The sequence below is a fragment of the Variovorax sp. J31P207 genome, from assembly GCF_030316965.1.
Lineage (GTDB): Bacteria > Pseudomonadota > Gammaproteobacteria > Burkholderiales > Burkholderiaceae_C > Variovorax > Variovorax ginsengisoli_B.
On sequence record NZ_JASZYN010000009.1, the window covers coordinates 160,541 to 186,698 of the forward strand.

The 26,158-nt window shown below is 68.7% G+C and carries 29 protein-coding genes; 17 read left to right on the forward strand and 12 right to left on the reverse strand.

The annotated features are described in order from the left end of the window. Positions 1-49: 49 nt before the first annotated feature. Positions 50-376 (forward strand): thioredoxin family protein, encoded by a 327-nt coding sequence (locus tag QTI68_RS27815; RefSeq protein WP_286526351.1) that lies wholly within the window; start codon positions 50-52, stop codon positions 374-376. Positions 377-382: 6 nt separating this feature from the next. On the opposite strand, the gene QTI68_RS27820 is transcribed toward QTI68_RS27815, so the two are convergent. The 3 genes from QTI68_RS27820 to QTI68_RS27830 all read right to left on the reverse strand — a co-directional run bounded on the left by QTI68_RS27820 (position 383) and on the right by QTI68_RS27830 (position 3,010). After that, on the reverse strand, positions 383-1,168 hold the full coding sequence (locus QTI68_RS27820; RefSeq protein ID WP_286526352.1) for a TOBE domain-containing protein: 786 nt from the start codon (positions 1,166-1,168) through the stop codon (positions 383-385). Between the two features lie 41 nt (positions 1,169-1,209). Further along, positions 1,210-1,587, reverse strand: coding sequence for a nuclear transport factor 2 family protein (locus QTI68_RS27825; RefSeq protein WP_286526353.1), 378 nt, complete (start codon positions 1,585-1,587; stop codon positions 1,210-1,212). Between the two features lie 112 nt (positions 1,588-1,699). Next, positions 1,700-3,010: a D-amino acid dehydrogenase gene (locus QTI68_RS27830; RefSeq protein WP_286526354.1), complete on the reverse strand. Its 1,311-nt coding sequence runs from the start codon at positions 3,008-3,010 to the stop codon at positions 1,700-1,702. Positions 3,011-3,139: 129 nt separating this feature from the next. On the opposite strand from QTI68_RS27830, the gene QTI68_RS27835 reads away from it, so the two are divergent. Then, positions 3,140-3,607: an Lrp/AsnC ligand binding domain-containing protein gene (locus QTI68_RS27835; protein ID WP_286526356.1), complete on the forward strand. Its 468-nt coding sequence runs from the start codon at positions 3,140-3,142 to the stop codon at positions 3,605-3,607. A 7-nt stretch (positions 3,608-3,614) separates the two neighbouring features. On the opposite strand, the gene QTI68_RS27840 is transcribed toward QTI68_RS27835, so the two are convergent. Beyond that, the gene (locus tag QTI68_RS27840) at positions 3,615-4,622 is read right to left on the reverse strand and encodes an AraC family transcriptional regulator (protein ID WP_286526357.1); all 1,008 of its coding nucleotides are present in this window, start codon (positions 4,620-4,622) and stop codon (positions 3,615-3,617) included. A 146-nt stretch (positions 4,623-4,768) separates the two neighbouring features. On the opposite strand from QTI68_RS27840, the gene QTI68_RS27845 reads away from it, so the two are divergent. Genes QTI68_RS27845 through QTI68_RS27880 form a run of 8 tightly spaced genes read left to right on the forward strand, consistent with a single transcriptional unit; the run spans position 4,769 to position 12,098 of the window. Beyond that, positions 4,769-6,328 (forward strand): long-chain-fatty-acid--CoA ligase, encoded by a 1,560-nt coding sequence (locus QTI68_RS27845; RefSeq protein WP_286526358.1) that lies wholly within the window; start codon positions 4,769-4,771, stop codon positions 6,326-6,328. A gap of 27 nt (positions 6,329-6,355) precedes the next feature. After that, a complete protein-coding gene (locus QTI68_RS27850) occupies positions 6,356-7,540 on the forward strand; it encodes a lipid-transfer protein (protein ID WP_286526359.1) in 1,185 nt (394 codons plus the stop codon). 13 nt (positions 7,541-7,553) lie between these two features. Then, positions 7,554-7,994 (forward strand): MaoC family dehydratase N-terminal domain-containing protein, encoded by a 441-nt coding sequence (locus QTI68_RS27855; protein ID WP_286526360.1) that lies wholly within the window; start codon positions 7,554-7,556, stop codon positions 7,992-7,994. Positions 7,995-8,006: 12 nt separating this feature from the next. Further along, complete coding sequence (locus tag QTI68_RS27860) at positions 8,007-8,426, forward strand: MaoC family dehydratase (protein ID WP_286526361.1); 420 nt, start codon at positions 8,007-8,009, stop codon at positions 8,424-8,426. A 19-nt stretch (positions 8,427-8,445) separates the two neighbouring features. Next, positions 8,446-9,276 carry an SDR family NAD(P)-dependent oxidoreductase gene (locus QTI68_RS27865; protein WP_286526363.1) on the forward strand — a complete coding sequence of 277 codons (831 nt, stop codon included), beginning with the start codon at positions 8,446-8,448 and terminating at the stop codon, positions 9,274-9,276. A 2-nt stretch (positions 9,277-9,278) separates the two neighbouring features. Next, complete coding sequence (locus QTI68_RS27870; RefSeq protein WP_286526364.1) at positions 9,279-10,073, forward strand: enoyl-CoA hydratase/isomerase family protein; 795 nt, start codon at positions 9,279-9,281, stop codon at positions 10,071-10,073. Between the two features lie 12 nt (positions 10,074-10,085). Continuing rightward, the gene (locus tag QTI68_RS27875; RefSeq protein WP_286526365.1) at positions 10,086-11,237 is read left to right on the forward strand and encodes an acyl-CoA dehydrogenase family protein; all 1,152 of its coding nucleotides are present in this window, start codon (positions 10,086-10,088) and stop codon (positions 11,235-11,237) included. Between the two features lie 60 nt (positions 11,238-11,297). Further along, positions 11,298-12,098, forward strand: a complete 801-nt coding sequence (locus QTI68_RS27880; protein WP_286526367.1) for a ParB N-terminal domain-containing protein — start codon at positions 11,298-11,300, stop codon at positions 12,096-12,098. Positions 12,099-12,143: 45 nt separating this feature from the next. Here QTI68_RS27880 and QTI68_RS27885 read toward each other — a convergent pair whose 3' ends face one another. The 3 genes from QTI68_RS27885 to QTI68_RS27895 form a co-directional block, all read right to left on the reverse strand. Next, positions 12,144-12,641 (reverse strand): DUF8737 domain-containing protein, encoded by a 498-nt coding sequence (locus tag QTI68_RS27885; protein ID WP_286526368.1) that lies wholly within the window; start codon positions 12,639-12,641, stop codon positions 12,144-12,146. 112 nt (positions 12,642-12,753) lie between these two features. Then, on the reverse strand, positions 12,754-13,635 hold the full coding sequence (locus QTI68_RS27890) for an NmrA family NAD(P)-binding protein (protein ID WP_286526369.1): 882 nt from the start codon (positions 13,633-13,635) through the stop codon (positions 12,754-12,756). An 89-nt stretch (positions 13,636-13,724) separates the two neighbouring features. Further along, a complete protein-coding gene (locus QTI68_RS27895; protein WP_286526370.1) occupies positions 13,725-14,366 on the reverse strand; it encodes an HD domain-containing protein in 642 nt (213 codons plus the stop codon). A 120-nt stretch (positions 14,367-14,486) separates the two neighbouring features. Here QTI68_RS27895 and QTI68_RS27900 point away from each other — a divergent pair, with 120 nt between their 5' ends. Then, entirely contained in the window at positions 14,487-15,518 is a 1,032-nt protein-coding gene (locus QTI68_RS27900) for a GlxA family transcriptional regulator (RefSeq protein ID WP_286526371.1), read from the forward strand. Between the two features lie 81 nt (positions 15,519-15,599). On the opposite strand, the gene QTI68_RS27905 is transcribed toward QTI68_RS27900, so the two are convergent. Genes QTI68_RS27905 through QTI68_RS27915 form a run of 3 tightly spaced genes read right to left on the reverse strand, consistent with a single transcriptional unit; the run spans position 15,600 to position 17,886 of the window. Next, positions 15,600-16,445, reverse strand: a complete 846-nt coding sequence (locus QTI68_RS27905; protein ID WP_286526372.1) for an ABC transporter substrate-binding protein — start codon at positions 16,443-16,445, stop codon at positions 15,600-15,602. Further along, entirely contained in the window at positions 16,442-17,140 is a 699-nt protein-coding gene (locus QTI68_RS27910; RefSeq protein ID WP_286526373.1) for an ATP-binding cassette domain-containing protein, read from the reverse strand. The genes QTI68_RS27905 and QTI68_RS27910 overlap by 4 nt, the downstream gene beginning before the upstream one ends. Further along, entirely contained in the window at positions 17,137-17,886 is a 750-nt protein-coding gene (locus QTI68_RS27915) for an ABC transporter permease (RefSeq protein ID WP_286526374.1), read from the reverse strand. Before QTI68_RS27915 ends, QTI68_RS27910 begins: the two co-directional genes overlap by 4 nt. A gap of 125 nt (positions 17,887-18,011) precedes the next feature. Here QTI68_RS27915 and QTI68_RS27920 point away from each other — a divergent pair, with 125 nt between their 5' ends. Then, positions 18,012-19,115: a substrate-binding domain-containing protein gene (locus QTI68_RS27920; protein WP_286526375.1), complete on the forward strand. Its 1,104-nt coding sequence runs from the start codon at positions 18,012-18,014 to the stop codon at positions 19,113-19,115. A gap of 6 nt (positions 19,116-19,121) precedes the next feature. Here the strand turns inward: QTI68_RS27920 and QTI68_RS27925 are convergent, their stop codons facing one another. Together QTI68_RS27925 and QTI68_RS27930 are read right to left on the reverse strand one after the other, a co-directional pair. Next, positions 19,122-20,342, reverse strand: a complete 1,221-nt coding sequence (locus tag QTI68_RS27925) for an SUMF1/EgtB/PvdO family nonheme iron enzyme (RefSeq protein WP_286526455.1) — start codon at positions 20,340-20,342, stop codon at positions 19,122-19,124. Positions 20,343-20,380: 38 nt separating this feature from the next. After that, positions 20,381-21,460 (reverse strand): TRAP transporter substrate-binding protein, encoded by a 1,080-nt coding sequence (locus QTI68_RS27930; protein ID WP_286526376.1) that lies wholly within the window; start codon positions 21,458-21,460, stop codon positions 20,381-20,383. Positions 21,461-21,587: 127 nt separating this feature from the next. Here QTI68_RS27930 and QTI68_RS27935 point away from each other — a divergent pair, with 127 nt between their 5' ends. The 5 genes from QTI68_RS27935 to QTI68_RS27955 all read left to right on the forward strand — a co-directional run bounded on the left by QTI68_RS27935 (position 21,588) and on the right by QTI68_RS27955 (position 26,158). Then, positions 21,588-22,739, forward strand: coding sequence for an ABC transporter substrate-binding protein (locus tag QTI68_RS27935; protein WP_286526377.1), 1,152 nt, complete (start codon positions 21,588-21,590; stop codon positions 22,737-22,739). Between the two features lie 146 nt (positions 22,740-22,885). After that, complete coding sequence (locus QTI68_RS27940) at positions 22,886-23,767, forward strand: branched-chain amino acid ABC transporter permease (protein WP_286508251.1); 882 nt, start codon at positions 22,886-22,888, stop codon at positions 23,765-23,767. Between the two features lie 2 nt (positions 23,768-23,769). Then, a complete protein-coding gene (locus QTI68_RS27945) occupies positions 23,770-24,633 on the forward strand; it encodes a branched-chain amino acid ABC transporter permease (protein ID WP_286526378.1) in 864 nt (287 codons plus the stop codon). Beyond that, on the forward strand, positions 24,630-25,430 hold the full coding sequence (locus QTI68_RS27950) for an ABC transporter ATP-binding protein (protein WP_286526380.1): 801 nt from the start codon (positions 24,630-24,632) through the stop codon (positions 25,428-25,430). Before QTI68_RS27945 ends, QTI68_RS27950 begins: the two co-directional genes overlap by 4 nt. Beyond that, on the forward strand, positions 25,427-26,158 hold the full coding sequence (locus QTI68_RS27955) for an ABC transporter ATP-binding protein (RefSeq protein ID WP_286526382.1): 732 nt from the start codon (positions 25,427-25,429) through the stop codon (positions 26,156-26,158). The genes QTI68_RS27950 and QTI68_RS27955 overlap by 4 nt, the downstream gene beginning before the upstream one ends.

A 26,158-nucleotide genomic window follows, 5' to 3' on the forward strand; every position in this document is an offset into this window, starting at 1 on the left:
GCGGCGCCGGCCGCGAGCGGGTTTCGCGTGGCTCGCGCAGAATCGCCGGATGAGTTCAAGCTATTCAACGGTCGCGCCTTCGCGCGAAGAGGTCGACGCATTGCCCGGCCCCACGCTGGTCGAGTTCGGCACCGACTGGTGCGGCTTCTGCAAGGCGGCGCAGCCGCTGCTGGCCGAAGCGCTGGCCGCGGCGCCCGCGCTGCGCCACCTGAAGATCGAAGACGGCAGCGGCCGCGCGCTGGGCCGTTCGTTCAAGATCAAGCTGTGGCCGACGCTGGTCTTCATGCGCGACGGCCGGGAGGTCGGCCGGCTGGTGCGGCCGGACAGCGCGGCGAAGATCACGCAGGAACTCGGCCGGCTCGGTACGGTGGCCTGAGCCCGGTCAGCCGGGCAGCGCCACCACCACCGCCGACTCGTCGACCGTCGCCAGCACGCGCTGGCGCCCGCGCAGCGCCGTGCCGCTGGGCGCGAAGCCCACCAGCTGCAGGCCGCCTTCCAGCGTCACCGAGATCTCGTCGCTGTCCTCGCCACGCGCCACGCCGGCGACCACCCCGCCCAGCTGATTGCCCCTGGGGCGGCGCTCGGTCGAGACTCGCTCGACCCGCACGGCGGTCGCCTTGCACAGCGCGATCGCCTGCATGCCCTCGGCCAGGCCGAGCAGCTCCGCGCTCTCCTGCGTGATGCAGGCGGCGATGCGCTGGCTGCCGCCCAGCGCCAGGCGCACCCGCACCTGGCGGCCGGTCGACTCGATCGCCTCGACGGTGGCCGGCAGCTGGTTGCGCATGCTGGTGCGGATCGCGAGCCGCGCCACCGCGGTGCCGGCGCCGGCGGCCGAGCCCCCCGCCGCTTCGGCGTGCGTCTGCACCGCGCGCCGCGCCACCTCCAGCGCCTGTGCGAGCTCGAGCAGCTGCGTGCCGTGCGCCGTCAGCGTGGCGCCCCCGCCGCCGGCACCGCCGACCGCGCTCGCCACCAGCGGCACGCCGGCCAGGTTGGTCAAGGTCGCGACCGCCTGCCAGGCGGCCTTGTAGCTGACGCCGACGTCGCGCGCGGCCTGCGAAATGCTGCCCGTGCGGCCGATGCCGCGAAGGATCTCGATGCGCTTGTCGCTCATGCCGTGGCCGAGCGCGTCGCCGAAGCGGGGGGATGCGGTTGCTTGTGCTTTCGCCATGGCGGCATTGTGCCGATGGCGCGCACGCGCCCTGCCGCGGATCAGGCCCCGACCGGCACCTTGTCCAGGAAACCCGTGACCGATTGCAGCCGGCCGGCTTCCAGCTGCGCGAAGTCGGTCCCCTCGATCAGGTCCTCGGCACCGCTGGGTCCCAGGGTCCACGAGAAGCGCAGCCGGTCGCCGTGCGCGTCTGGCTGGCCCTTGAGGGCGAAGCGAAAGCCGGGAAAGCGCTGCTGCACGCCGCTGACGAGCGCGCTGATCTGCGTGCGGCCGCTGGCCCGCGCCAGCGGATCGACATAGCGCGCGTCCTCGGTCCAGTGGGTTTCGAGCAGCCTCAGGCGGCGCTCGGCATCGGTCTCGTTCCAGACCGCGATGTAGTGCTCGGCCACGCGGGCGGCATCGATGGTGGCGGTGTTCATGGCGTTTCCTTTCGATTCACGACCCGCAACAGCGCGGGGTGAACGAATGGTCGCCGTGCGGCCTCCGCGGGTCGATGACCCCGGAGGTCATGGACCCATTGCGAACAGATTCTCAGGCCGGCACGCCTTGCGGTCGGCCCGCACTGCCACGTCCCGGCGCGACCGGCAGGTAGCGATCGACCGACAGCCCGTCGGTGCGGATCTCAGGACGCCGCCCCGTCACCTGGTCGGCCACCAGCTTGCCGGAACCGCAGGCCATGGTCCAGCCCAGCGTGCCGTGCCCGGTGTTGAGGAACAGGTTGCCGTAGCGGGTCGGGCCGACGATCGGCGTGCTGTCGGGCGTCATCGGGCGCAGGCCGGTCCAGAAGCTGGCGCGCGGCAGGTCGCCGCAGGGGAACAGGTCGGTGATGACGCGCTCCAGGGTCTCGCGCCGGCGCGGGTTCAGGCGCAAGTCGAAGCCGCCGAGTTCGGCCATGCCGCCGACCCGGATGCGGTCGTCGAAGCGCGTGACCGCGACCTTGTAGGTCTCGTCGAGCACCGTGGACTGCGGCGCCAGCGAAGGATCGACCAGCGGCACCGTCAGCGAATAGCCCTTGACCGGATAGACCGGGATGTCGAGCCCCAGCGGCGCGATGAAGTCGCGCGAATAGCTGCCGAAGGCCAGCACGTAGCGCTCGGCGGTGAGCACTTCGCTCGCCGCGCCGCCCAGGCGCACGCCGGTGATCCGGCCGCCTTCCGTGACCAGGCCGTCGACCGGCTGGTCGAAGCGGAAGTCGACGCCCAGCCCGCGGGCGATCGCCGCCAGGCCCTGGGTGAACAGGTTGCAGTCGCCGGTCTCGTCGTTCGGCAGGTGCAGGCCGCCGGAGAGCAGATCGCCGGTGCGCGCCAGGGCCGGTTCGACGCTCGCCAGGCGGCTGCGGTCGAGCAGCGTGTAGGGCACGCCGCATTCGTCGAGCACGGCCAGGTCGCGCTGCACCGCATCGAGCTGCGCCTGGGTGCGAAACAGCTGCAGCGTGCCCTGGGTGCGCTGCTCGTAGCGGATGCCGGTCTCGGCGCGCAGCGCGCGCAGGCAGTCGCGGCTGTACTCGGCGACGCGCATCATCCGTTCCTTGTTGAGCGCATAGCGATCGGGCGAGCAGTTCCTGAGCATCTGCGCCATCCAGCGCAGCTGGAACAGAGAGCCGTCGGGGCGGATCGACAGCGGCGCATGCTTCTGGAACATCCACTTGATGGCCTTCAGCGGGATCCCCGGCGCCGCCCAGGGGGTCGAGTAGCCGGGCGACACCTGGCCGGCATTGGCGAAGCTGGTTTCCTGCGCCGGGCCGCCCTGGCGATCGATCAGGGTCACCTCGGCGCCATTGCGCGCCAGGTAGTACGCGGTGGTCACGCCGATCACGCCACCGCCCAGAACGATCACTTTCATCGCAGAACTCCAAGAAAGCAGGAAAGGAGTCAATGTTATGAATTGATCGTCGGTAAACTCCACTGAAATTAGGCCACGTTGCAGTGTTTTCAGCTGCTTTCGGCCTGCCTGAAGGCCCCAAGGAGTGAAATGACCGACCTCGACCGCACCGACCGAAAAATCCTCGACATCCTGCAGCGCCAGGGACGCATCTCGATGACCGACCTGGCCGAGCAGATCGGCCTGTCGACTTCGCCCTGTTCCGAGCGGGTGCGACGCATGGAGCGCGAGGGCGTCATCAGCGGCTACCACGCGCGCATCGACCCGCAGGCGCTCGGCAAGCAACTGCTGGTGTTCGTCGAGATCACCCTGTCGTCGAAATCGGCCGATGTCTTCGACAAGGTCCGCCAGGAGCTCCTGCACGTGCCCGAGGTCATGGAATGCCATCTGGTGTCGGGCGGCTTCGACTACCTCGTCAAGGCCCGCCTGCGCGCCATGAGCGACTACCGCAACCTGCTCGGCGACCTGCTGAAGAAGCTGCCGGTGCCGGCCGAGTCGAACAGCTACGTGGTGATGGAGGAGATCAAGGAAAGCCTCTACCTGCCGATGGACCGCTGATCCGAAATCAAGGGCCGCCGCGGCGGTAGGCGCCGGGCGCGCTGCCGGTCCACACCTTGAAGGCGCGCTGGAACGCCGCGCTGTCGGCAAAGCCCAGCTCGAAGGCCAGCGTCGCGAGCGGCACCGTGCCCGAGATCAGGCGCACGATCGCGGTGTCGCGGCGCAGTTCGTCCTTGAGCGACTGGAACGAGGTGCCTTCGCTGGCCAGCCGCCGCTGCAAGGTCGAGGTCGACATGTGCAGCGCCTCGGCGGTGGCCGCGAGGTCGGGCCATGCCGGCTGGGTGTGCTGCAGGTGGCCGCGCACGCGCGCGCTGCACAGGTCGTCGCCGCGCCGCGGCACGATCACCTGGGCCCGCGCGTCGGCCAGGAAGGCGCGCATCGCGGCCTCGTCGCGGCGCACCGGCTTCTTCAGTTGCGCCGCGTCGAACCAGAACGCCGACTGCGCGCAGCCGAAGTGCAGCGGCGCCGGAAAGACCTTGCCGTAGCTGCTGGCGTAAGCCGGACTCTGGAACGCGAAATCGAAGCGCACCGCCGGCAACTGCCCGCCAGCCAGCCAGGCCAGCAGCCGCCAGACAACGCGCAGCATCAGTTCGTGCAGGAAGGCCGGGCGCGCCTGCGACGGATCCACCACCCGCAGCGCCACGCCCGCCAGTGCGCCGTCACGCACCAGTTCCAGCAGCAGGTCGTCCTGCAGCAGGCGAAACACGTGGGCGACGCGGCGGGTCGCGGCTTCGAGTGTCGGCGCGTCGATCGCGGCGCGGGTCATGAGGGCCAGGCTGCCGCGCTTGACGGGCCGCGACAGGAAGCCCAGGCATTCGTCGTCGAAGCGCTCGATCAGGCGCCCGAACAGCGCCACGTACTGGTCGGCCGTGACGCGCGCGCCGGGTTCCTGCAGCAGCCCGGGCGGAATGCCGGCCTCGGCCAGCAGGTCGTCGCAGCAGCAGCCGCGCGCCTGGATGCCGGACACCATGCCCTTGACGAACGCGATCGAGATCGTGACCGGAGGACGCAGCATCGATCGAAGGCTCCATGAGGGCGAGGGTTGAGGTCTTTTGCCATCGGATCGATGCGAAACGCAATCGTCCGGACGGCCGGCGGTTTCTACCATGAGCCCACCCAGAACAAGGCCACGGAATCCCGGGGTCGGAAGGAGACAAAGGCATGTACCTCACCCAAGCACTGCACCGCGCGGCGCAGCAGCATCCGGATCGCGTGGCGGTGCGCTTCGGCGACCGCCAACGCAGCTTCGGCGAACTGATCGACCGGGTGGCACGCCTGGCAGCGGCCTTGCAGGCACTCGGCATGCAGCGGGGCGACCGGGTCGCGATGCTGTCGCTCAATTCCGACCGCTACCTCGAATACCAGATGGCCGTGCCCTGGGGCGGCGGCGTGCTCAACCCTTGCAACATCCGCTGGTCGGCGGCCGAGATCCTCTATTCGCTGAACGACTCGGGCTCGACCATCCTGCTGGTCGATGCGAGCTTCGCCCCGCTGGTCGAGCCGTTCAGGCGCGAGGCCACCACCTTGCGCGAGGTCGTGTTCTGCGGCGACCGCGAGGCGCCCGCCGGCATGCACGGCTACGAAGCCCTGCTGGCCGAGGCCGTACCGGTGCCCGACGCGCTGCGCCGCGGCGAAGACCTAGCCGGCATCTTCTACACCGGCGGCACCACCGGCTTTCCCAAGGGCGTGATGCTGAGCCACACCAACATGTGCAGCTCGGGCATGGCGCTGCGCGCCGAGGGCCTGGCCGGACCCGACGGCACCTACCTGCACTGCGCACCGATGTTCCACCTGGCCGACATGGGCCTGGCGATGCCGCACTGGATCGAGGGCAACACGCATTCGATCATCCCGGTCTTCAACCCCGAGCAGGTGCTCGACGTCATCGAGCGCGACCGGGTCACGCATGCGCTGCTGGTGCCCACCATGATCCAGATGCTGGTCGACCACCCGGCGATGAAGAAGCCGCGCGACCTGCGCTCGCTGCGCGCCATCGCGTACGGTGCCTCGACGATCGCCGAGGCGGTGCTCGAACGCGCCATGAACGCCTTGCCCGGCGTCGAATTCGCGCAGGCCTACGGCATGACCGAATTGTCGCCGCTCGCGACCCTCAATCCACCCTGGTACCACACCCGCGAGGCACGCCACCTCGGCAAGCTGCGCTCGGCGGGCCGGGCCAGCCACTGCACCGAGGTCCGCATCGTCGACCCGCAAGGCGTCGAGGTGCCGCGCGGCACGGTCGGCGAGGTGATCGTGCGCGGACCCAACGTGATGCAGGGCTACTGGAACCAGCCGGGGCTCACCGCGGCGGCGCTGCGCGACGGCTGGATGCACACCGGCGACGGCGCCTGGATGGACGACGACGGCTTCATCTTCATCGCCGACCGGCTCAAGGACATGATCATCACGGGCGGCGAGAACGTCTATTCGGCCGAGGTCGAGAACGCCCTGGCGCAGCATCCCGCCGTGCTGGCCTGCGCGGTGATCGCGATCCCGAGCGACGAGTGGGGCGAGAGCGTGCACGCGGTGGTGGTGCGGCGGCCCGAACAAGAGGTCGCGCCGGCCGCGCTGATCGCCCACTGCAAGTCCCTGATCGCGGGCTACAAGTGCCCGCGCAGCGTCGACTTCGTCGCTGCGCTGCCGCTGTCGGGCGCCGGCAAGGTGCTCAAGACCCGGCTGCGCGAACCCTTCTGGCAGGGCCGCGAGCGCGCCGTGGCCTGAATCAACACCCACACCAAGGAGCCTTTCATGAACCAGGATGTCTACGTTGCCGGGGTCGGCATGATCCCCTTCACCAAGCCCGGGGCCGGCGAGGCCTACCCGCAGATGGCGGCCCAGGCCACCCGGCAGGCACTCGCCGACGCCGGCATCGGCTACGAGCAGGTGCAGCAGGCCTATGTCGGCTATGTCTACGGCGACTCCACCGCCGGACAGCACGCGCTGTACGAGGTCGGGCTGAGCGGCATTCCGATCGTCAACGTCAACAACAACTGCTCGACCGGCTCGACCGCGCTGTTCCTGGCGCGCCAGGCGGTGGCCAGCGGCGCTGCCGATTGCGTGCTGGCGCTCGGCTTCGAGCAGATGCGCCCGGGCGCGCTCGGCGCTGTCTTCACTGACCGGCCGAGCCCCTTCGAGCGCTTCGACAAGGCCACCGCGGAGCTGGTCGGGCAAGACGAGATCCCGCTGGCGCTGCGCTACTTCGGCGGCGCCGGCCTCGCCCACATGCAGCAGTACGGCACGCAGCTGTCGACCTTCGCCAAGGTCCGCGCCAAGGCCAGCCGCCATGCGGCGAACAACCCGCTGGCGCTGTTGCGCAAGGTAGTGACCGAGGAAGAGGTCATGAATGCCCCGGTGATGTGGCCCGGCGTGATGACCCGCCTGATGGCCTGCCCGCCGACCTGCGGCGCGGCCGCGGCCGTCATCTGCTCGAAGGCCTTCGCCGAGCGGCACGGCATCCAGCGCAGTGTGCGCATCAGGGCGCAGGCCATGACCACCGACCGCCCCGCCACCTTCGAGGCCCGCGACATGCGCGAGGTGGTCGGCTTCGGCATGGCGCAGGCGGCGGCACGGCAGGTCTACGAGGCCGCGGGCATCGGGCCGGACGACCTCGACGTCGTCGAGCTGCACGACTGCTTCGCGCAGAACGAACTGATCAGCTACGAGGCGCTCGGCCTGTGCGGGCTCGGCGGCGCCGAGCAGTTCATCTGCGACGGCGACAACAGCTACGGCGGCAAGGTGGTCACCAACCCGTCGGGCGGCTTGCTGAGCAAGGGCCATCCGCTCGGCGCCACCGGCCTGGCCCAGTGCTACGAGCTCACGCACCAGCTGCGCGGCACGGCCGAACAGCGCCAGGTCGAAGGCGCCCGGCTGGCGCTGCAGCACAACCTCGGGCTCGGCGGCGCCTGTGTCGTGACCCTCTACGAACGCGTCTGAAAAAGGAGCGCCCATGATCGACAAGAAATGGATCGGCCACGAACTGCCCGCATCGGTGCTGCCGATCGAGCGCAGCCGGCTGCAGTTCTTCGCCAAGGCGATCGGCGAGACCGATCCGGTCTACACCGACGTCGCCGCGGCGCGCGATGCCGGCTACCCCGACCTGCCGGCACCGCCGACCTTCCTGTTCGCGGCCGAGCTCGACTCGGGCGCCTCCGAGAAGATGCTCGCCGACCTGCAGATCCCGATCGCCAAGCTGCTGCACGGCGAGCAGGGCTTCAGCTTTCATGTGCCGGCCTGCGCCGGCGACACCGTCACCGTGCGCAGCACGATCAGCGACATCTACGACAAGAAGAACGGCGCGCTCGAGTTCGTCGTCAAGACCGCGCGCGCCACCAACCAGCACGGCGAGCTGGTCGCCGAACTGCGCACCGTCATCGTCTGCCGCCACTAGGAGAACGCCCGAATGAACCCTCCCACCTTCGACAGCGTGCAGGTCGGCGACGCCTTGCCGCCGCTGCAGCTGCCCCCGGTCGACCGCACCGCGCTGGCCCTGTTCGCCGGCGCCTCGGGCGACCACAACCCGATCCACATCGACATCGACGTGGCGCGCCGCGCCGGCATGCCCGATGTCTTCGCGCAAGGCATGCTGGGCATGGCCTGGCTCGGCCGCCTGCTCACCGCCTGGGCGCCGCAGAGTCGGCTGCGCCGCTTCGACGCCCGCTTCCAGGGCATCACCCACCTGGGCAATGCGATGCGCTGCAGCGGCACCGTGGTCGAGAAGCTCGAGCAGGCCGGCGAGCGCTGCGTGCGCATCGAGCTGCTGAGTGCCAACCAGTTCGGCCAGACCAAGATCGTCGGCGAGGCGCTGGTCGCGCTGCCCTGAAACCCAAAGGAAGAAAATGATGACAAGCAAACTCGAAGGCAAGGTCGCCCTCATCACCGGCTCGGGCCGCGGCATCGGGCGCTCGATCGCGCTGAAGCTGGCCAGCGAAGGCGCGCGCATCGTCGTCAACGACCTCGACGCCGAGCCGGCCCAGGAAGCCGTGCAGGCCATCCGCGAGGCCGGCGGCCAGGCGGTCGCCTGCATCGGCAACGTCACGGCGCCGGATTTCGCCGAGCGCTTCGTCGCCACCGCGGTGAACGAGTACAAGGGCCTGGACATCGTCGTCAACAACGCCGGCTACACCTGGGACAACGTGATCCAGAAGATGAGCGACGAGCAGTGGTACGCGATGCTCGACTGCCACCTGACGGCGCCGTTCCGCATCCTGCGCGCTGCACAGCCGGTGATCCGGGCGCTCGCCAAGGCCGAAGGCGAAGCCGGTCAGCGCGTGATGCGCAAGGTGGTCAACATCTCGTCGGTGGCCGGCCTGTTCGGCAATGCGGGCCAGGCCAACTATTCGACCGCCAAGGCCGGCATCGTCGGCCTGACCCAGACGCTGGCCAAGGAATGGGGCCGCATGAACGTCACGGTCAACTGCGTGGCCTACGGTTTCATCAAGACCCGGCTCACCGGCAGCGCCGCCGACGGCGGCACCGCCCGCATCGACGGCCGCGACATCAAGGTCGGCGTCAACCCCGATCTGATGGCCGCGATGGAGCGCAGCATCCCGCTCGGCCGCGGCGGCACGCCCGACGAGGCGGCCGGCGCGGTGTACCTGCTGTGCATTCCCGAGTCGGACTACGTGAGCGGCCAGACGCTGATGTGCAGCGGCGGGCTGACCGGGATTTAAGAATGACCGCCCACGTACGCAGTGCCCTCCACGATGGCGTGGCCACTCTCACGCTCGACCGCGCCGAGGCGCTCAACGCGCTCTCGCCGCCATTGATGGTCGAACTGGCGCAGGCACTGCGTGCCGCCGGCGCCGACGAGCACACGCGCGCGATCGTGCTGACCGGCGCCGGCCGCGCCTTCTCGGCCGGCGGCGACATCGGCTGGTTCGGCGAGGTCCTGGCCGGCGGCGGACTCCACGCGCAGGCCGAGATCGGCCGCTACATGGAAGACGTCGGCAACCCGCTCACGCAAGCCATCGCCGAATGCCCGGTGCCCGTGGTCGCGGCGGTCAACGGACCCTGCGTCGGCGGTGCGGTCGGCATCGCGCTGGCGGCCGACGTCGTGCTGGCTGCGCGTTCGGCGTACTTCCTGGTGCCGCAGGTGCCGCAGCTCGGCGCCGTGCCGGACCTCGGCGCCACCTGGCTGCTGTCGCGCCTGCTCGGGCGCAGCCGCGCCCTGGGCATGGCGCTGCTCGGGGAGCGGATCGACGCCGCGCAGGCCGAGCAATGGGGCCTGGTCTGGCGCTGCATCGCCGATGCCGAACTGCAGGCCGAAGCCCAGGCCCTGGCGCGGCGGCTGGGCCGCGCGTCGGCGGCTGCGCTGCGCGACACGCGCTGGCTGATCGATGCGGCGCCCGCCAACAGCCTCGAACAGCAGCTCGCCTGCGAGTGCACGGCGCAGCGCCAGCACGTCGCCGGCCCCTTCTTCAACGATGCCTGCGCGCGCTTCCTGGCCCGCGCGGGCTCACGCCACTGACGAACCCGACCCATGCTCCCCTCACTGCTGCGCCATCGCTGGATGGACGACGACATCGAAGCCTTCCGCGACCCCGTGCGCCGCTACATCGCGGCCGAACTGGCGCCCCATCTGGACGGCTGGCGCCGCCAGGGCTACATCCCGCGCGAGGTCTGGCGCCCGTTCGGCGAGCTGGGATTCCTGCTGCCCGAACTGGACGAAGCCCACGGCGGCGCTGGCGTTTCGCTGGCCTATCAGCTGGTGGTGCAGGACGAACTCGCCAAGGCCGAGGTGCCGGCCAACACCACGGTCCACAACCTCGCGGCGCACTACATCCTCGACTACGGCACCGAGGCCCAGAAGCAGCGCTGGCTGCCGCGGCTCGCCAGCGGCGAGCTGCTGGCCGGCATCGCGCTGACCGAGCCCGGCTGCGGCTCCGACCTGAAGGCCTTGCGCACGCGCGCCCGGCGCGACGGCGATGCCTACCTGATCGACGGCGCCAAGACCTTCATCACCAACGGCTTCACCGCCAACCTGCTGGTGGTGGCCGTGCGCACCGGCGACGCCGGCAGCCGTGGCGTCTCGCTGGTGGTGCTCGAGACCGACGACCTTCCGGGATTCAGGGTCGGCCGAAGGCTGGAGAAGCTGGGACAGCACGCATCCGACACGGCCGAGCTGTTCTTCGACGACGTGCGCGTGCCGGCCGACCACTTGCTGGGCGAAAAAGAAGGCGAAGGCTTCGTGCAGCTGATGAGCCAGCTGCCCTACGAACGCCTGCTGCTGTGCGTGCCGGCGGCCGCGGTGATCGAGCGCGCGGTCGAACTCACGCTGGCCTACACGCAGCAGCGCAAGGCCTTCGGCCAGAGCGTGTTCGATTTCCAGAACACGCGCTTCAAGCTGGCCGAGTGCGCGACCCTCGCGCACGTGGTGCGCAGCTTCGTCAACGACTGCATCCAGCGCCTGCTCGACGGCCAGCTCGAGCCCGAGGCGGCCTACATGGCCAAGTTGTGGTGCACCGAGCAGCAGGGCAAGGTCACCGACGAATGCCTGCAGCTGTTCGGCGGCTACGGCTACATGACCGAGTACCCGATCGCCCGCATGTACGCCGACGCCCGCATCCAGCGCATCTACGGCGGCACCAGCGAAATCATGAAGGACCTGATCGCGCGAAAACTGGGCGCCTGAAGGCTGCGGGCAGGGGCTCGCTAGAATCCCGCCCCTTGTCCCGCATCCGCATCGCGCCCCATGAACATCGTCGTCAACGAAGAACTGAAATCCTATATCGACCCGTTGACCCCGGACGAATATGAATCCCTGGAGCGCAGCATCCTCACCGAGGGCTGCCGCGATGCGCTGGTGCTGTGGGGCGATGTGCTGGTCGACGGCCACAACCGCTACGGCATCTGCCAGAAGCACGGGCTGCCGTTTCAGACGGTGCAGAACACGCGCTTCAAGTCCATCGAGGACGTGCACCTGTGGATGATCGACCAGCACCTGGGCCGGCGCAGCGTGTCGGACTTCCTGCGCGGCGTGCTGGCGCTGCGCAAGAAGGACATCGTGGCCGGCCAGAAGGCCCGGGCCGCCGCGGCGCCCGCGGATGACGCCGACGACCCGCCCTTCGACGCCGATCCGGCGCTGCCGCCGGCGGCACCGCTCAACAGCCGCGAGGCCATCGCCAAGGCCGCACGTCTCAGCAGCAGCCAGGTCGTGATGATCGAGAAGATCCAGAAGCAGGCGGCCCCCGAGCTGGTGGCCGCGGTCAAGTCCGGCACGATCTCGATCAATGCGGCGGCGGCCGTGGCGTCCCTGCCGGCCGAAGAGCAGATCGCCGCGGCCAACGGCGGCAAGGACGAGCTCAAGCAGGCCGCCAAGCGGGTGCGCGAGGCGAAGCGCCCGGCGCGCCCGGAGCCTGCAAAGGCCGAAGCCTCGGACGAGCCGGACGAGGTTCAGCGCCTCACGCAGCAGGTCGCCGAACTGACGGCCGAGAACGCGGACCTGCGCCGCCAGGTGGCCTCGCTGCACGCGCTGCTGGCGGCCGAAGCCTGACGCGATTCCAGTGGTCTCGGCTCGAACTTCGAGCTTCGCGATGGCTCAAGCTTGCATGCCGTACTTCGGCCCGGCCCGGAGCCGAGCCAGGATCAGGGCGTGGCCGACCATCAGCGGCGGAACCACCACCATGGGGATGTAGTAGGTGGCGCCAAAGTCGCCAGGCGCCGCGAACGTCAGGCCGCGGGCGAAGGCGTTGAGAAAGTCGACCACCCCCACGACGCTGAAAATCCATACAAGCGGAATCGCGAAGCGCGAATTGGCCCTTAGCGCAGCTATCGAGACCAATCCGAGAATCGCAGTCAGCAGGTCGCCATAGGCGGTCGGGAAAGAAAAGCGATGGTCCATCGGCGCGGTCGTGACGCCATGAATCAGAAACGAGAGCCCCAGGTAACGAAAGCAATGAGGAAAGATGAGGGCCACCAGCGCGTCGCGCGCCGGCATTGCACGAACGCGCGGCCAGACATACCAGACGCCGATCAGCCCGGATGTCAGCAGACCCATGGTGACGCTGATGGGCAGAATGAGTTCGAGGGGAATCATGATGGTCAACCTCTTGAGAAAGCGTCTGAAAGGGGTGGAAGCTTTCCGCCCCCAAAGTCGGCGGCCGCCTTGGGCATATCGAACCTCGCCTCCTTCAGTCTTGTGATGGCGCTCAGGCGAACGCCGACCGGTTCTGGGCGATGAACGCCGGAAGCGACAGCGGTGGCTCGCCAGTGACTTGTTCGACGACGTCGTTGGTGCCGGCGAACACGCCGTTTTGGTAGTCCTGAGCGACTTCGCAGAGGTGTTGCACGAGGAAAGGGTTGAACTTGTAGGTTTGCTCCATCCGTTGGCGGAATGCCTCGATCGACAGCGGCACGTATGAAATCTTGGCGCCCAGCACATCGCTCATGGCGGCGGCAATTTCTTCATGGTCCATCTCGCGCGGCCCATGCAACGGATAGATTCTTCCGCCATGGCCTTCAGGTTCGGCCAGGATGTGCGCGATGACGCGACCCTGGTCGTCGGTGCTGATGGGCGCATGCCGACCGTTGCCGAAGGGAAACACAATTTGCTTGCTCGCCCAGATCTCCTTCGCAAAATGCGGATAGACCAGCCAGTCGGCGAAGAAGGTGGGCCGCAGGTGTGTCGTCGGCACACCCGACCAGTCGAAGACCCGCTCGGACATCCAGTGGTCACGGGCGGCATGGCTCTTCGAATCGCGGCGCGCGGAGATTTGCGACATGTTGACGATGGCGCCCACCCCGGCTTCCTTCGCCGCCTGGGCGAAGAACGCGCTGGCCTGGACGATGCCCGGGCTGATCGGGTGCAGGAAGTAGGCCGAGCGGATGCCTTGCATGGCGGCCTGAATGGCGTCGATGTCGGTGAAGTCACCCAGTGCGATTTCCACGCCCCTCTTCCGAAGCGCGGCCGCCTCGTCGCCGTCCCTGCGCACGTAGGCGCGAACGCGTTGCCCCCTCTCCAACAGGTTGTCGATGGCCAGGCCACCGGTGCGGCCGGTGGCCCCGCTGACCAGGATTTCTGCTTTGCTCATGATGTTTGTTCTCCGAGGGATGTGGGGGCATGGTTTCTGTCACGGCAGAGGCGCCCCCGACTGACACATGGGCCGAATCAGCTTCTGATTCAGCTTTCGAAAGGCGCGTGGTCGAGCAGGTCGCACACGTCCGGTATCTCGAAGCCATGCACGTGGCGGTGCCCGATGTCGGCCAGCCCAGTGCCAACGGCGGTATGAGGCTTCTTGCGGGCGACCTCCGCCAAGGCACTCTGGAATGCAGCCTTGAAGCCCAGGCGGGGATACAGCGCCAGCGTGTCGTCGATGAGGGACGGGGTGATTTCGTCCATCCAGAGGCCCATCACATCGACATGTGCGCCCATATGGACCAGCGCGACCTCGGGCTCCTTGCGGTCGGCGATGCCGGCGCTGGAGTGCAGGGCAATGGCGTCCCAGACCAATCGGGTCTTTGCATCGGAGTAGCCATTCGCGAGAAGAATCCTGCTCGCCGCGTCGGCGCCGTCGACCTCGAAACGGTGCTCGGCCGCGTAGTCATGGGTGAGGCCCAGGTCGTGCAGCAGCGAGGCCAGATACACCGCTTCGCGGTCGTACTTCAGGCCACGCTTTCGGCCCAGGAATTCGGCGAACCACCAGGTGCGGTGGACGTGGTTTCTCATGGCGGGCGAGTGCACGCTTTGCACCACATAGGCGGCCTTATGGGCCAGCGCGGAGTTCGGGGCACTGATGCCGCCGATGAGGATGGGTGTTTCCATGACGCTTGCTCCTTCAGGAACGTCGTTGCCAGGCCTTCACTGTAGGTTTTGAGTGATAGGCACAAATGACTGTTTACAGACGATTTGTGCCAAAATGGACGAATTCGCCCGGAGGCCGTCATGACTGAGAGAAAGAGACCTGGCGCCAGCGAGCCCCGCGTGGCGATGGCGCGAAAACGTGTGGTCATCCTGGGATTGCCACCGGTGGACGCGCTGGACGTCATCGGGCCGGCAGAGGTCTTCACCCTCGCGAACCGGTTGCATGGCGGGGAAGCAGCGCCCTACCTGCTGGAATTGGTCTGTCCCGGGCCTGATCTCAACCTCGAGAGCGAAACCGGCATCGGGCTCCGGGCCCACCGAACGCTCGAACAGGAACGGCGCTCGAGCAAGCCGATCGACACCCTGGTGGTCGCGTCAGGATTCCAGCCGGAGCTGCAACTCGACAGGACCGTCATCCAGTGGATTCGAACCCGCTCGCGGTCCGTCCGGCGCATCTGCTCGATATGCGTCGGCGCGTTTGCGCTGGCCGACGCCGGCTTGCTGGACGGACGCCGGGCGACCACGCATTGGGGCATGGCGAAACGCCTGGCCGAGCTCTATCCCAGCGTGGTGGTGGACCCCAATCCCATCTGGGTGAAGGACGGGAATGTCTACACGTCAGCGGGCATCTCGGCGGGAATCGACCTTGCGCTGGCACTTGTCGCCGAAGACCTGGGCGAAGGCCTGGCCCTCGAGGTCGCCAAGAATCTTGTGCTGTTCCTGCGCCGCCCTGGTGGCCAGGCGCAGTTCAGCGTTTCCCTGCAGGCCCAACACGGACTCGGTTCCAAGTTGGAAGGGCTGCGTACCTGGATCAGCGAGAACCTGCACTCGGAACTGACTGTCGATGTGTTGGCGGACAAGCTCGCGATGAGCGTGCGAACGCTCATCCGGACATTCGAAAGAGAGTTGAATACCACGCCGGCGAAGTACGTCGAGGACGTGCGGCTGGAGTCGGTGCGTCGGGCGCTCGAACTGGGAGGACGCTCGATCGAGGAGATTGCGCGTCGATGCGGCTATCGGAGCGTCGATGTTCTCAGAAAGGCATTTGTGCGGCGCATCGGAGTCAGTCCGAGAGAGTACGCGCAACGGTTCGCGCAAGTGGGGACAAGCTGACCGACGAAACGATTGCCTGTCGTCGAGTCCATGAGTTCCAACCCAGCCCGCCCGCCGTAGGCGCTTCGGGGGTGTTTCATCCTATGGCGTGGCGTTCGGAAAGAAGAGTTGCTCGCCGCCGATCTTGTAGGCCGCGATGGTCGACTGCCCGGCCGGCGAGATCACCCAGTCGACGAACTTCTGGGCACCCGCGCTGTCGAGATTCGGAAACTTCACCGGGCTCACCACCATCACGCCGTATTGGTTGAACAGCCGCTTGTCGCCTTCCACCAGCACCGCCAGGTCGGCGCGGTTCTTGAAGCTGAGCCAGGTGCCGCGGTCGGCCAGCACATAGGCGCCGCTCGAGGCCGCGATGTTCAGCGCCGGCCCCATGCCGCAGCCGCATTCCTTGTAGCCCGTGCCCTTCCTGTCGTTCGGCAGCGGCTGGCCGGCCTCGCCGATGCCGGTCTGCGTCCACAGGCGGCGTTCGGCGGCGTCGGTGCCGCTCTTGTCGCCGCGCGAGACGAAGGGCGCGTGGGTCGCGGCGATCTTCTTGAGCGCGGCAACGATGTCCTGGCCCTTGACGCCGGCCGGATCGGCCTTCGGTCCGACCAGCACGAAGTCGTTGTACATGACCGGAAAGCGCTTGGCCGCGAAACCTTCGGCGACGAACTTTTCCTCAGCGACGGTGTCGTGCACGAACAGCACGTCGGCATCGCCGCGCCTGGCCATGTCGATCGCCTGGCCGGTACCGACGGCAACCACCTTGATGTCGATGCCGCTGGCCTGCTTGAAGGCCGGCAGCAGGTGCGAGAACAGGCCCGACTGCTCGGTCGAGGTGGTCGACGCCATCGTGAGGGTCTCGGCCTGTGCCGCCAGCGCGCTCGCCGCCAGCACGGCGGCCCCGAAGGCGCGCACCAGGGCCGTGGACAGATTGAACAGCTTCATACCAGTTCTCCTTTGACAAACAGACGGGCCTCCTCGGGCAGCGGCCCGTGGAAGAAATCATGGACCGGCAGGTCGGCCACCTTCCGGCCGTGCTCGAGATAGACGACGCGGCTCGCGAGCCGCTTGACCTGTCCGAGGTTGTGGCTGGCAAAGACCAGCGTGCGGCCCTGCGCCGCATCCGCGATCAGCGCCTCGACATCGCGCTTGGCGGTGGGGTCGAGGCTGGCGGTCGGCTCGTCGAGCAGCAGCACCTCGGGATGCAGCGCCCAGGCGCGCGCCAGCGCCATGCGCTGCTGCTGGCCGCCCGACAGCGTGCGCGCATTGCGCCCCGCGAGCTCGGCCAGCCCGACCCTGTCGAGCGCGACGATGGCCTCGCGCTGCGCATCGCGCCAGCGCGAACCCTTCAGCCAGAGTGCCAGCGCGACGTTGTTGCGGACGCTGGCGCGCAGCATGTGCGGCCGCTGGAACAGCATGGCCTGCGACATCGGCGGCACATGGCTCACGAAGGCGCCGCCCGCGTGCGGCAGCAATCCGTGCAGCAGCCTCAGCAGGCTGCTCTTGCCGCTGCCGTTGGCACCGATCAGCGCCACCCTTTCGCCCGCCCGGATCTCCAGGTCGACGCCGGTCAGGGCCTGCACCTTGCCGAAGCGCAGCACGATCCCGCGCAGGCTGAACATCGGCGCCCCGGCGGTCATGGCCCGACCTCCAGCGTCCGCGCGCGCATCGCATCGGCCGCCCCGCCGTCGACCCGCTCGCGCCAGGCGCGCAGCGCCGCGATCGCCAGGTTCAGCGCCAGCACCACCGCCAGCAGCACCAGCCCGAGGGCCAGCGCCAGCGGCAGGTCGCCCTTGCTGGTCTCGAGCGCGATGGCGGTGGTCATCACGCGCGTGAAGCCGTCGATGTTGCCGCCGACGATCATCACGGCGCCGACCTCCGACACGGCGCGGCCGAAGGCGGTGATCACCACCGTGACCAGCGCATAGCGCTCGTCGGCCGCCAGCAGCAGGCCGCGCGCGAGGCTGCGGGCGCCGAGCGAGCGCAGCTGCTCCCCATGGGCGCGGTCGGCGTCCTCGATCGCCTGCCGCGTCAGTGCCGTGACCACCGGCAGCACCAGGATGGTCTGCGCCAGCACCATGGCCTTGAACGAGAACAGCCAGCCCAGGAAGCCGAGCGGACCGGAGCGCGAGAGCAGCAGGTAGATCACCAGGCCCACCACCACCGAAGGCAGCGCCAGCAGCGTGTTCAGCAGTGTCAGCAGCAGGCCGCGCCCGGGGAAGCGCGCCACCGCCAGCCAGGCGCCGAGCAGCAGGCCGAAGCCGCAGGCCAGCAGGCAAGCCGTCGCGCTGACCGCCAGCGAGCGCCCGACGATGGCGAGCAGCACGGGATCGGCGGAGACGACGAGGTACCAGGCGGCAGCGGCGCTGTCGGCAAAAGTGTTCATGCGGGGCGTGGAGAGGGAAGCGCTGGAGTATGGGCAGACCGATGCGGCCGACTTATGAAATCACTTGCATAGGCGGCGGGCAGGCTCTGCATAATCCCCGGCGCCTGCTCCCCTTCCGTTCTCCCGTGCAACAGATCGAACTCTCCTACGCCATCTCGCCGCGCCGCCACGGCCGGGCCCTGATCCGCAATCCGCTGATGGAGTTGCTGCACGCGGTGCGCGAGCACGGATCGATCTCCGCCGCCGCGCGGGCGGTCGGCTATTCCTACCGTCACGTGTGGGGCGAGCTCAAGCGCTGGGAGCAGCTGCTGGGCCATCCGCTGGTGACCGGCGACCAGGGGCGCGCGGCCCAGCTCTCGGAGTTCGGCGACAAGCTGCTGTGGGCCGAACGCCAGGCCCAGGCCCGGCTGGCCCCGCAGATCGAGGCGCTCCATGCCGACCTCGAACGCGCCTTCGCGCTCGCGTTCGACGACAGCACCCACCTGCTGAGCCTGCACGCGAGCCATGACGATGCGCTGGTGCTGCTGCGCGCGCGTGCCGCCGCCACGGCCCGGCTGCAGCTGGACATCCGCTTCACCGGCAGCGTCGACGCGATCAGCGCGCTGAACCAGGGCCGCTGCGTGATGGCGGGCTTCCACACGCTGGAACGGCCGCCGTCCGGCTCGCTCGCGCAGCGCACCTACAAGCCCCTGCTGAAGCCGGGACTGCACAAGATCATCGGTTTCGCGCGGCGCACCCAGGGCCTGATCGTCGCGCCCGGCAATCCGCTCGGCTTGATGAACCTGGCCGACGTCGCGGCCCGCGGCGCCCGCTACGTGAACCGGCCGATCGGCACCGGCACGCGGGTGCTGTTCGAAGAACTGCTGGCGCGAGACGGACTGGCGGCCGACGGCATCGACGGCCATGGGCACTGCGAACCCTCGCACGCGGCCGCGGCGCACGCCGTGGCGTCGGGCGAGGCCGATGCCGCTCTCGGCATCGAATCGGCCGCCATCGGCGCCGGGCTGGGCTTCGTGCCGCTGGTGCACGAGCGCTACCACCTCGCCTGCCTCAAGTCGGCGCTCGAGCAGCCGGCCGTCCAGGCGCTGCTGCTGCTGCTGCGCGGCGCCGCCTGGCGGCATCAGCTGGGCACCCTGCCGGGCTACGAGAGCGCCAGCAGCGGCGAAGTCGAGTCGCTGCGCTCGCTGCTGCCCTGGTGGAACTTCAAGCCGAAGAAGAAGAGCGGCTGAACCGGGTCACAGCGCGCAGGTCCTGAAGCCGAAGAAGCCGTCGTCGCGCTCGGGCAGCGCGAAGCCGCGGCGCTTCGGCGAGCGCAGCCGCGCCCGGGTGGCGAACGAGGCGCCGCGCAGCACCCGGGCCTGGCCGAAGGCGGGCTGGGGATCGAACTCGCCGCCCTGGCTCCAGGGATCGGCGCGAAAGCCCGGCCACGGGTGCAGCGTCCCGGAGGTCCATTCGTGGACGTCGGCCCAGCGGAAGCCGCGCCGGGCCGCCGTGTGGGCGGCGATTTCCCATTCGACCTCGGTCGCGATGCGCCGGCCGGCCCAGCGGGCCCAGGCATCGGCCTCCCACCAGGCGACATGGACGGCGCTGCGGTTGCCGGCGGCACGCACCGTGCGGCCGAACTGCTGCTGCAGCACCGAGCCGCCGGTGCCGTGGCGGGCCGCACCGATCTGCTCGACATGGCGCGGCCCGCGCCGGCCTTCGGTCTGCCGCGCCAGCCATGCAAGGCCTTCGGTGCGCCACAGCTCGGGCCGGTCGTAGCCGCCGTCGTCGACGAATTCGACATATTGGCTCCAGGTCACGGGCTGGGCATCGATCTCGAACTCGGGGACGTCGACGCGCTCGATGCCGCGCTCCTGCGCAAAGGCAAAGCCACCCGCCGCCAGGCCGAGCTCCCACGGCGTGGCGGGCAGCGAGAGCGGCGGCCGCGTCACCGCGGCCGGCGGCAGCTCGACCTTCAACGGCAGGCCCAGGGTCTGCGCCATGACCAGCAATTGCTCGCCGCGCAGGTCTTCATGGAACAGCGCGAGCCGATAGAAGTAGAGGCCGGCGTCGGTCTCGGCCGCATGCTCGAGCAGCTCGAGCGTGCTTTCGAGCGTGTCGAGCAGATAGGCCTTGGTCTGGGCCAGGTCGGGCAGCCCGGGTGCATCCCGATCCGCGGGCGCGCGCTGGGCCGGGTTCCACCAGTCGTCGGCGTCGGGCTCGATCGCCGCCAGCCGCGTGGGACGCACCGGGCACTCTTCACCGAAGGCGCGCTGCGTGTTGCGGCCGATCCACCATTCGGCGAACCAGCCAATGTGGCCGGCCAGCCAGACCGGCGGGTCGATGCCCGCGACGCGCGGCACCGCGAGCGTCTCGCCGCCCAGCGCCTGCTCGTAGAGCGACAGCAGGTGCAGCGTGTGGTTGCGGGCATCGATCAATGCCAGCGAGAGCAGTTCCCGGCCGGCCCGCCGCATGTCGGGGGAGTCGATCGATGGCGAGGTGCCGGCCGGGCTCACAGCTTGGCGCCCTGCAGGTAGGCGTCGAACGGCGCCTCGGTGAAACGGTCCACGAACAGCTGGCCCTGCTGGAAGGCACGGTAGTCGCCGTGGAGCTTCTTCCAGGCCGGGTTGCTGCGCTCGAGTGCGTGGCACAGGTCCATCGACACCTTGAAGGCGGCATCGAGCAGCGGCCGGGGGAAGGGCTTGATCTGCGCCCCCGCGCCGGCCAGTTCCCGCAGCGCCGCCGGGTTGCGGGCGTCGTAGCGGCCGATCAGCTCGGCGTGCACCGTGGCGCTGGCGGACTGCAGGATCGCCTTGTAGTCGGGCGTCAGCGCATCGAAGGCCTTCTGGTTGACCAGCAGGTCGAGCTGCATCGCGCCGGCCCACCAGCCCGGGGTATGGCAGAAGCGTGCGACCTTGGGCAGCCCGAGCTTCTGGTCGTCGTAGGGGCTCAGGCCCTCGGCCCCGCCCAAGCCCTTGGAAAAGGCCTCGCGCAGGTCGCTGCCCGACGCCGGGCCCTGCACCACCCCGCCCAGGCGCGCGATCACACGCCCGGCCAGGCCATCGAAGCGGACCTTCAGGCCCTTGAAGTCGTTGGCGCCGCGCAGCTCGCGGGCGAACCAGCCAAGCCGCTGGGCCCCCGCGCTGCCGCACGGAAAGCCGACCGCGCCGAAGCCGGCGTGGAACTCGCGGCTGAGCCTGAGGCCATTGCCTTCGGTCATCCAGGCATTCAGTTGGCGCGCGTTCATGCCGAAGGGGATCGCGGCGCCGAAGGCGAAGGCCTCGTTGTGGTCGACGAACAAGGCGCCCGAGGTGTGGCAGGCCTCGATCGCGCCGCGCTGCACGCCGTCGAGCACGTCCCGCGCCGACATCAGTTCACCGGCGGCATGGACCTCGACCTGGAAGCGCCCGCCGCTCATCTCGCCGACCTTCCTGGCGAAGGACTCGGCGGCGCCGAACAGCAGGTCCTGGGACTTGGCGAAGCTCGATGCCAGCCGCCAGCGCGTCAGCGCCTGCGCATGCACGGCCGGCGCCACGCCGGCAGCGAGCACCCCGGCCAGGCCGGCACGCTGGATCAGAAAACGACGTTGCATCGATCGGAACTCCTGGAAAGCCCCCAAGGCGGGGACGCGCGATTGTAGGAATCACTGAACGCGGGGCCTGTAAGCAGCTTATAAAATGGCCGCCCCCGTTCTTCCCTTTCCCGAAAGATCTTCCCAAATGAGACAACTTCCGTTCAAGACCTCGCTGCTCGCACTGGCGACTTTCGCCGCCTTCGCCGCCCAGGCCGCCGACCTCAAGATCGGCGTGGCCGAAGCCTTGTCGGGCGGTGCCGCGCAGTATGGCGTGGCGATCCGCAACGGCTTCGAGCTCGCGGCCGCCGAGATCAACGCCGCCGGCGGCATCAACGGCAACAAGATCGAGCTGATCGTCGCCGACGAGCAGGGCAAGAAGGAAGAAGCGATCAACGTCTTCAAGAAGCTGATCTTCCAGGACCAGGTGCTGATGGTCTTCGGCCCGACGCTGTCGAACTCGGCCCAGGCCGCCGACCCGATCGCCCAGGCCGCCAAGACCGTGGCCTTCGGCACCTCGAACACCGCCGACGGCATCACCTCGATCGGCGACCACGTATTCCGCAACTCGGTGACCGAAGCCGACGTGCTGCCCGAGACCATCAAGACCGCGGTCAAGAACGCCGGTATCAAGAAGGTCGCCGTGCTCTACGGCAACGACGACGTCTTCACCAAGAGCGGCTACGACAACTTCAAGAAGGCGCTCGACGACCTGAAGATCCCGGTCACCACGACCGAGACCTTCGCCAAGGGCGACGTCGACTTCAAGGCCCAGCTGACCAAGATCAAGGCCAGCGGCGCCGATGCGATCGTGCTGTCGGCCCTGCTCGCCGAAGGCGCGCCGATCATGGTGCAGGCCCGCCAGCTCGGCCTGAACGTGCCGATCATCGGCGGCAACGGCATGAACTCGGTCAAGGTGTTCGAGCTCGCCAAGGGCAACTCCGACAACCTCTATGTCGGCAGCCCCTGGTCGGCCAGCAACGCGACGCCCGAGAACACCAAGTTCATCAAGGCCTACAACGAGAAGTACAAGACCGCGCCCGACCAGTTCGCGGCCCAGGCCTACGACGCCATGTACATCGCGGCGCAGGCACTCAAGGGCGTCAAGATCAGCGGCAACCTGACCGCCGACCGTGCCGCCGTGCGCGATGCGCTGCCGAACGCCAAGTGGACCGGTGCCACTGGCGCTTTCCAGTTCCGCCGCGCCAACGACAAGGCCGGCAAGCCGGCCGGCTACGACGCCCAGCAGACCCCCATCGTCAGCGTGACCAAAGGCGCTGAATTCGTAATCGCCAAATAACGCTCGCCCCCAGGTTGGCTCACTTCGTGTAGCCGCCCACCCCCTGCCGGGGGCAACACCTGCGGCCCGGCAAAGCCGGTTCCGCGGTGTTTCACGAACAGCGGGACCGGCATGGCCGGCCCGCTTTCTTCCGGAACGGAATTCCCATGCTTGAACAGCAACTTGTCAACGCACTGTCCCTCGGGTGCGTCTATGCGCTCTTTGCGCTCGGCTTCACGCTCATCTTCGGCGTGCTCGGCGTCATCAACCTCTCGCACGGCGCGGTCTTCATGGTCGGCGCCTATGCCGCGGTGCAGGCCATGGCGCGCTTCGATCTTCCGCTGTGGGCCGGACTGCTGTTCGCTTTCGTGTTCTGCGGCCTGCTCGGCCTGCTGATCGACTTCCTGGTGCTGCGGCCGCTGCGCGCGCGCAACGCCCCCCACCTGATCCCGATGATCGCCACCATCGGCGTCGCGATCATCCTGAACAACGGCATCCAGGGCATCTTCGGAGCCGAGAACGTGCGCTTCCCGGCCGGTGTGGTGTCGGGCGAATCGCTGGACCTCGCGGGCATCCACCTGACCGCGCTCGAACTCGGCATCATCCTGCTGTCCTTCGTGCTGATGGGGGTGCTGATGGTCGCGCTCAAGCGCACCCAGCTCGGCCGCGCCCTGCGCGCGATCGCCGAATCGCCCAAGGCCGCCTACCTGCTCGGCATCAATGTCGAAGGCCTGTTCTTCCTGACCTCGTTCGCGGCCGCCGCGCTCGGCGGCCTGGCCGGCGTGCTGATCGGCCTCTATTCCAACGCCGTGTTCCCGCTGATGGGCCAGCCGATGCTGCACAAGGGCATCGCGGTGATCATCCTGGGCGGCATGGGCGACATCCGCGGGGCGATGCTCGGCGGCCTGTTCCTCGGCTTCGCCGAGGTGCTGTCGGTGGCCTACATCGGCTCGACGATGCGCGACGCGGTCGCCTTCGGCCTGCTGTTCCTGGTGCTGCTGGTGCGGCCCAAGGGCCTGTTCGGCTCCATGCAGGAACGCAAGGTCTGAGCATGGACGCCCTCAACAACTTCTGGTCGGTCTACAGCAACCTGGTGCTCACGCTGGGCACCAACGCCCTGCTGGCGCTGTCGATCTGGCTCACCCTCTCGTGCGGCATGCTGGCGATGGCCAACGCCGCCTTCATGGGCATCGGCGCCTACACCTCGGCGATCCTCACGATGACCTACGGCGTGCCGTTCCCGGTCGCGATCGCGGCCGGCATGGCGGCACCGGCGCTGACCGCCTTCGTGATCGGCAAGCCGACGCTCCGGCTCTCCGGCGTCTACCTGGCGATGGCCACGCTGGCCTTCGGCGAGGTGGTGCGCATCGTGGTGCTCAACGCCGAATCGCTGACCGGCGGCGCGCTGGGCCTGAACGGCATCCCGCCCATCACCCAGTGGTGGCACGTCGCGCTGGCGCTGGTGCTGGTGCTGCTGGGCCTCTGGCGGCTGCGCCGCTCCAAGGTCGGCCGCGCCTTCGAGGCCATCAAGGAAGACGAAACCGCCGCCGGCCTGATGGGCATCGACGTCCAGGCCCACAAGATGCTGGCCTTCGTGCTCGGCGGCGCCATCGCCGGCCTGGCCGGCGTGCTCAACGCGCACCAGACCTTCTTCATCGGCCCGAACGAATTCGGCTTCGACCGCGGCGTCGACATCCTCACCATGACCGTGCTCGGCGGCATCAACGGGCTTACCGGCCCGGTGCTCGGCGGCGTGATCCTCACGATCCTGCCCGAGGCGCTGCGCGCCTTCGGCGACTTCCGGCTGGTGGTCAACGGCGTGATCCTGGTGCTGATCGTGCTGTTCCTGCCCAAGGGCATCTGGGACCCGGCGCGGTTCCGCCAGTGGTTCGGACGCAAGGGAGCTGCGGCATGAGCACGACGCCTCTTCTCCAGCTCGACGGCGTATCGCGCCACTTCGGCGGCCTCAAGGTTCTGCAGGACGTCAACCTCGAGGTGCCGCAGGGCGGCATCTTCGGGCTGATCGGGCCCAACGGCGCCGGCAAGACCACGGTCTTCAACCTGACCACCGGGCTGCTGCCGACCACCGGCGGCACGATCCGCTTCGAAGGCCGGGACCTGGCCGGCGTCAAGCCGCACGAGATCACCCGCGGTGGCATCGCGCGCACCTTCCAGAACATCCGCATCTTCAAGGAGATGTCGCTGCTCGAGAACGTGATGGTCGGCATGCACGCCAAGCTGCGCTACGGCGGCCTCGGCCTGCTGGCCTCGTCGGGCCTCTTCCGCAGCGAGGAGCGGCGCGCGCGCGACCGTGCGCGCGAACTGCTCTCGTGGGTCAAGCTCGACCACAAGGCCGATGACGCGGCCGACAACCTGTCCTACGGCGACCAGCGCAAGCTCGAACTGGCGCGCGCGCTGGCGACCGAGCCGAAGCTGCTGCTGCTCGACGAGCCGGTGGCCGGCATGAACAGCAGCGAAAAGACCGACCTGATGCACGAGATCCGCAACATCAGCGGTCGCGGCTACACCATTTTCATGATCGAACACGACATGCGCTTCGTGATGGGCCTGTGCGAGCACATCGCCGTGCTGAACTTCGGCCGCATCATCGCGCGCGGCGGCCCGGACGCGATCCGCAACGACCCTCAGGTGATCGAGGCCTACCTGGGCCGCGAGGAAGACGAAGCGAGCAACGAGGGAGCCACGGCATGAGCGCTTCCTCTTCTTCTCCCCTGCTCAAGGTCGAGGGCCTGAAGGTCTCCTACGGCCATATCGAGGCCGTCAAGGGCATCGACTTCGAACTGCACGAAGGCCAGATCACGACCCTGGTCGGTGCCAACGGCGCCGGCAAGTCGACCACGCTGCTGGCCTTGTCGGGGCTGGTCAAGAAGGCCGCCGGACGGGTGGTACTGGGCGGCCAGGACCTGAGCTCGCTCTCGCCGCACAAGATCGTGGCCTCCGGCATGGTCCAGGTGGCCGAAGGCCGCGCCACGCTGACCACGCTGACCGTGCGCGAGAACCTCGAGCTCGGCGGCTACACCCGGCGCGACAGCCGGGCCCAGCGCGCCGACGACCTCGACCACGTATTTGCGCTGTTCCCGCGCCTCAAGGAACGCGAAGGCGGCCTCGCCGGCAACCTCTCGGGCGGCGAGCAGCAGATGCTGGCGATCGGCCGCGCGCTGATGGCCAAGCCCCGCGTGCTGCTGCTCGACGAACCCTCGATGGGCCTGGCGCCGATCATCGTGCAGGACATCTTCCGGACGCTGCGCGAGATCAACAAGGCGGGCCTGACGGTGTTCCTGGTCGAGCAGAACGTGCGGCAGGCACTGAAGATCGCCGACCGCGCGTATGTGATCGAGACCGGGAAGATCGTGCTGGAAGGCGACGGGCGCGAGCTGCTCGGGAATCCGAAGGTGCAGGACGCGTATCTGGGCGGATAG

What these genes read in the sequence shown, in the direction of transcription:
- QTI68_RS27815 (WP_286526351.1), top strand. Translation starts at nt 50, where the DNA reads ATGAGTTCAAGCTATTCAACGGTCGCGCCTTCGCGCGAAGAGGTCGAC.
- QTI68_RS27820 (WP_286526352.1), bottom strand. Translation starts at nt 1,168, where the DNA reads ATGGCGAAAGCACAAGCAACCGCATCCCCCCGCTTCGGCGACGCGCTC.
- QTI68_RS27825 (WP_286526353.1), bottom strand. Translation starts at nt 1,587, where the DNA reads ATGAACACCGCCACCATCGATGCCGCCCGCGTGGCCGAGCACTACATC.
- QTI68_RS27830 (WP_286526354.1), bottom strand. Translation starts at nt 3,010, where the DNA reads ATGAAAGTGATCGTTCTGGGCGGTGGCGTGATCGGCGTGACCACCGCG.
- QTI68_RS27835 (WP_286526356.1), top strand. Translation starts at nt 3,140, where the DNA reads ATGACCGACCTCGACCGCACCGACCGAAAAATCCTCGACATCCTGCAG.
- QTI68_RS27840 (WP_286526357.1), bottom strand. Translation starts at nt 4,622, where the DNA reads ATGCTGCGTCCTCCGGTCACGATCTCGATCGCGTTCGTCAAGGGCATG.
- QTI68_RS27845 (WP_286526358.1), top strand. Translation starts at nt 4,769, where the DNA reads ATGTACCTCACCCAAGCACTGCACCGCGCGGCGCAGCAGCATCCGGAT.
- QTI68_RS27850 (WP_286526359.1), top strand. Translation starts at nt 6,356, where the DNA reads ATGAACCAGGATGTCTACGTTGCCGGGGTCGGCATGATCCCCTTCACC.
- QTI68_RS27855 (WP_286526360.1), top strand. Translation starts at nt 7,554, where the DNA reads ATGATCGACAAGAAATGGATCGGCCACGAACTGCCCGCATCGGTGCTG.
- QTI68_RS27860 (WP_286526361.1), top strand. Translation starts at nt 8,007, where the DNA reads ATGAACCCTCCCACCTTCGACAGCGTGCAGGTCGGCGACGCCTTGCCG.
- QTI68_RS27865 (WP_286526363.1), top strand. Translation starts at nt 8,446, where the DNA reads ATGACAAGCAAACTCGAAGGCAAGGTCGCCCTCATCACCGGCTCGGGC.
- QTI68_RS27870 (WP_286526364.1), top strand. Translation starts at nt 9,279, where the DNA reads ATGACCGCCCACGTACGCAGTGCCCTCCACGATGGCGTGGCCACTCTC.
- QTI68_RS27875 (WP_286526365.1), top strand. Translation starts at nt 10,086, where the DNA reads ATGCTCCCCTCACTGCTGCGCCATCGCTGGATGGACGACGACATCGAA.
- QTI68_RS27880 (WP_286526367.1), top strand. Translation starts at nt 11,298, where the DNA reads ATGAACATCGTCGTCAACGAAGAACTGAAATCCTATATCGACCCGTTG.
- QTI68_RS27885 (WP_286526368.1), bottom strand. Translation starts at nt 12,641, where the DNA reads ATGATTCCCCTCGAACTCATTCTGCCCATCAGCGTCACCATGGGTCTG.
- QTI68_RS27890 (WP_286526369.1), bottom strand. Translation starts at nt 13,635, where the DNA reads ATGAGCAAAGCAGAAATCCTGGTCAGCGGGGCCACCGGCCGCACCGGT.
- QTI68_RS27895 (WP_286526370.1), bottom strand. Translation starts at nt 14,366, where the DNA reads ATGGAAACACCCATCCTCATCGGCGGCATCAGTGCCCCGAACTCCGCG.
- QTI68_RS27900 (WP_286526371.1), top strand. Translation starts at nt 14,487, where the DNA reads ATGACTGAGAGAAAGAGACCTGGCGCCAGCGAGCCCCGCGTGGCGATG.
- QTI68_RS27905 (WP_286526372.1), bottom strand. Translation starts at nt 16,445, where the DNA reads ATGAAGCTGTTCAATCTGTCCACGGCCCTGGTGCGCGCCTTCGGGGCC.
- QTI68_RS27910 (WP_286526373.1), bottom strand. Translation starts at nt 17,140, where the DNA reads ATGACCGCCGGGGCGCCGATGTTCAGCCTGCGCGGGATCGTGCTGCGC.
- QTI68_RS27915 (WP_286526374.1), bottom strand. Translation starts at nt 17,886, where the DNA reads ATGAACACTTTTGCCGACAGCGCCGCTGCCGCCTGGTACCTCGTCGTC.
- QTI68_RS27925 (WP_286526455.1), bottom strand. Translation starts at nt 20,342, where the DNA reads ATGCGGCGGGCCGGCCGGGAACTGCTCTCGCTGGCATTGATCGATGCC.
- QTI68_RS27930 (WP_286526376.1), bottom strand. Translation starts at nt 21,460, where the DNA reads ATGCAACGTCGTTTTCTGATCCAGCGTGCCGGCCTGGCCGGGGTGCTC.
- QTI68_RS27935 (WP_286526377.1), top strand. Translation starts at nt 21,588, where the DNA reads ATGAGACAACTTCCGTTCAAGACCTCGCTGCTCGCACTGGCGACTTTC.
- QTI68_RS27940 (WP_286508251.1), top strand. Translation starts at nt 22,886, where the DNA reads ATGCTTGAACAGCAACTTGTCAACGCACTGTCCCTCGGGTGCGTCTAT.
- QTI68_RS27945 (WP_286526378.1), top strand. Translation starts at nt 23,770, where the DNA reads ATGGACGCCCTCAACAACTTCTGGTCGGTCTACAGCAACCTGGTGCTC.
- QTI68_RS27950 (WP_286526380.1), top strand. Translation starts at nt 24,630, where the DNA reads ATGAGCACGACGCCTCTTCTCCAGCTCGACGGCGTATCGCGCCACTTC.
- QTI68_RS27955 (WP_286526382.1), top strand. Translation starts at nt 25,427, where the DNA reads ATGAGCGCTTCCTCTTCTTCTCCCCTGCTCAAGGTCGAGGGCCTGAAG.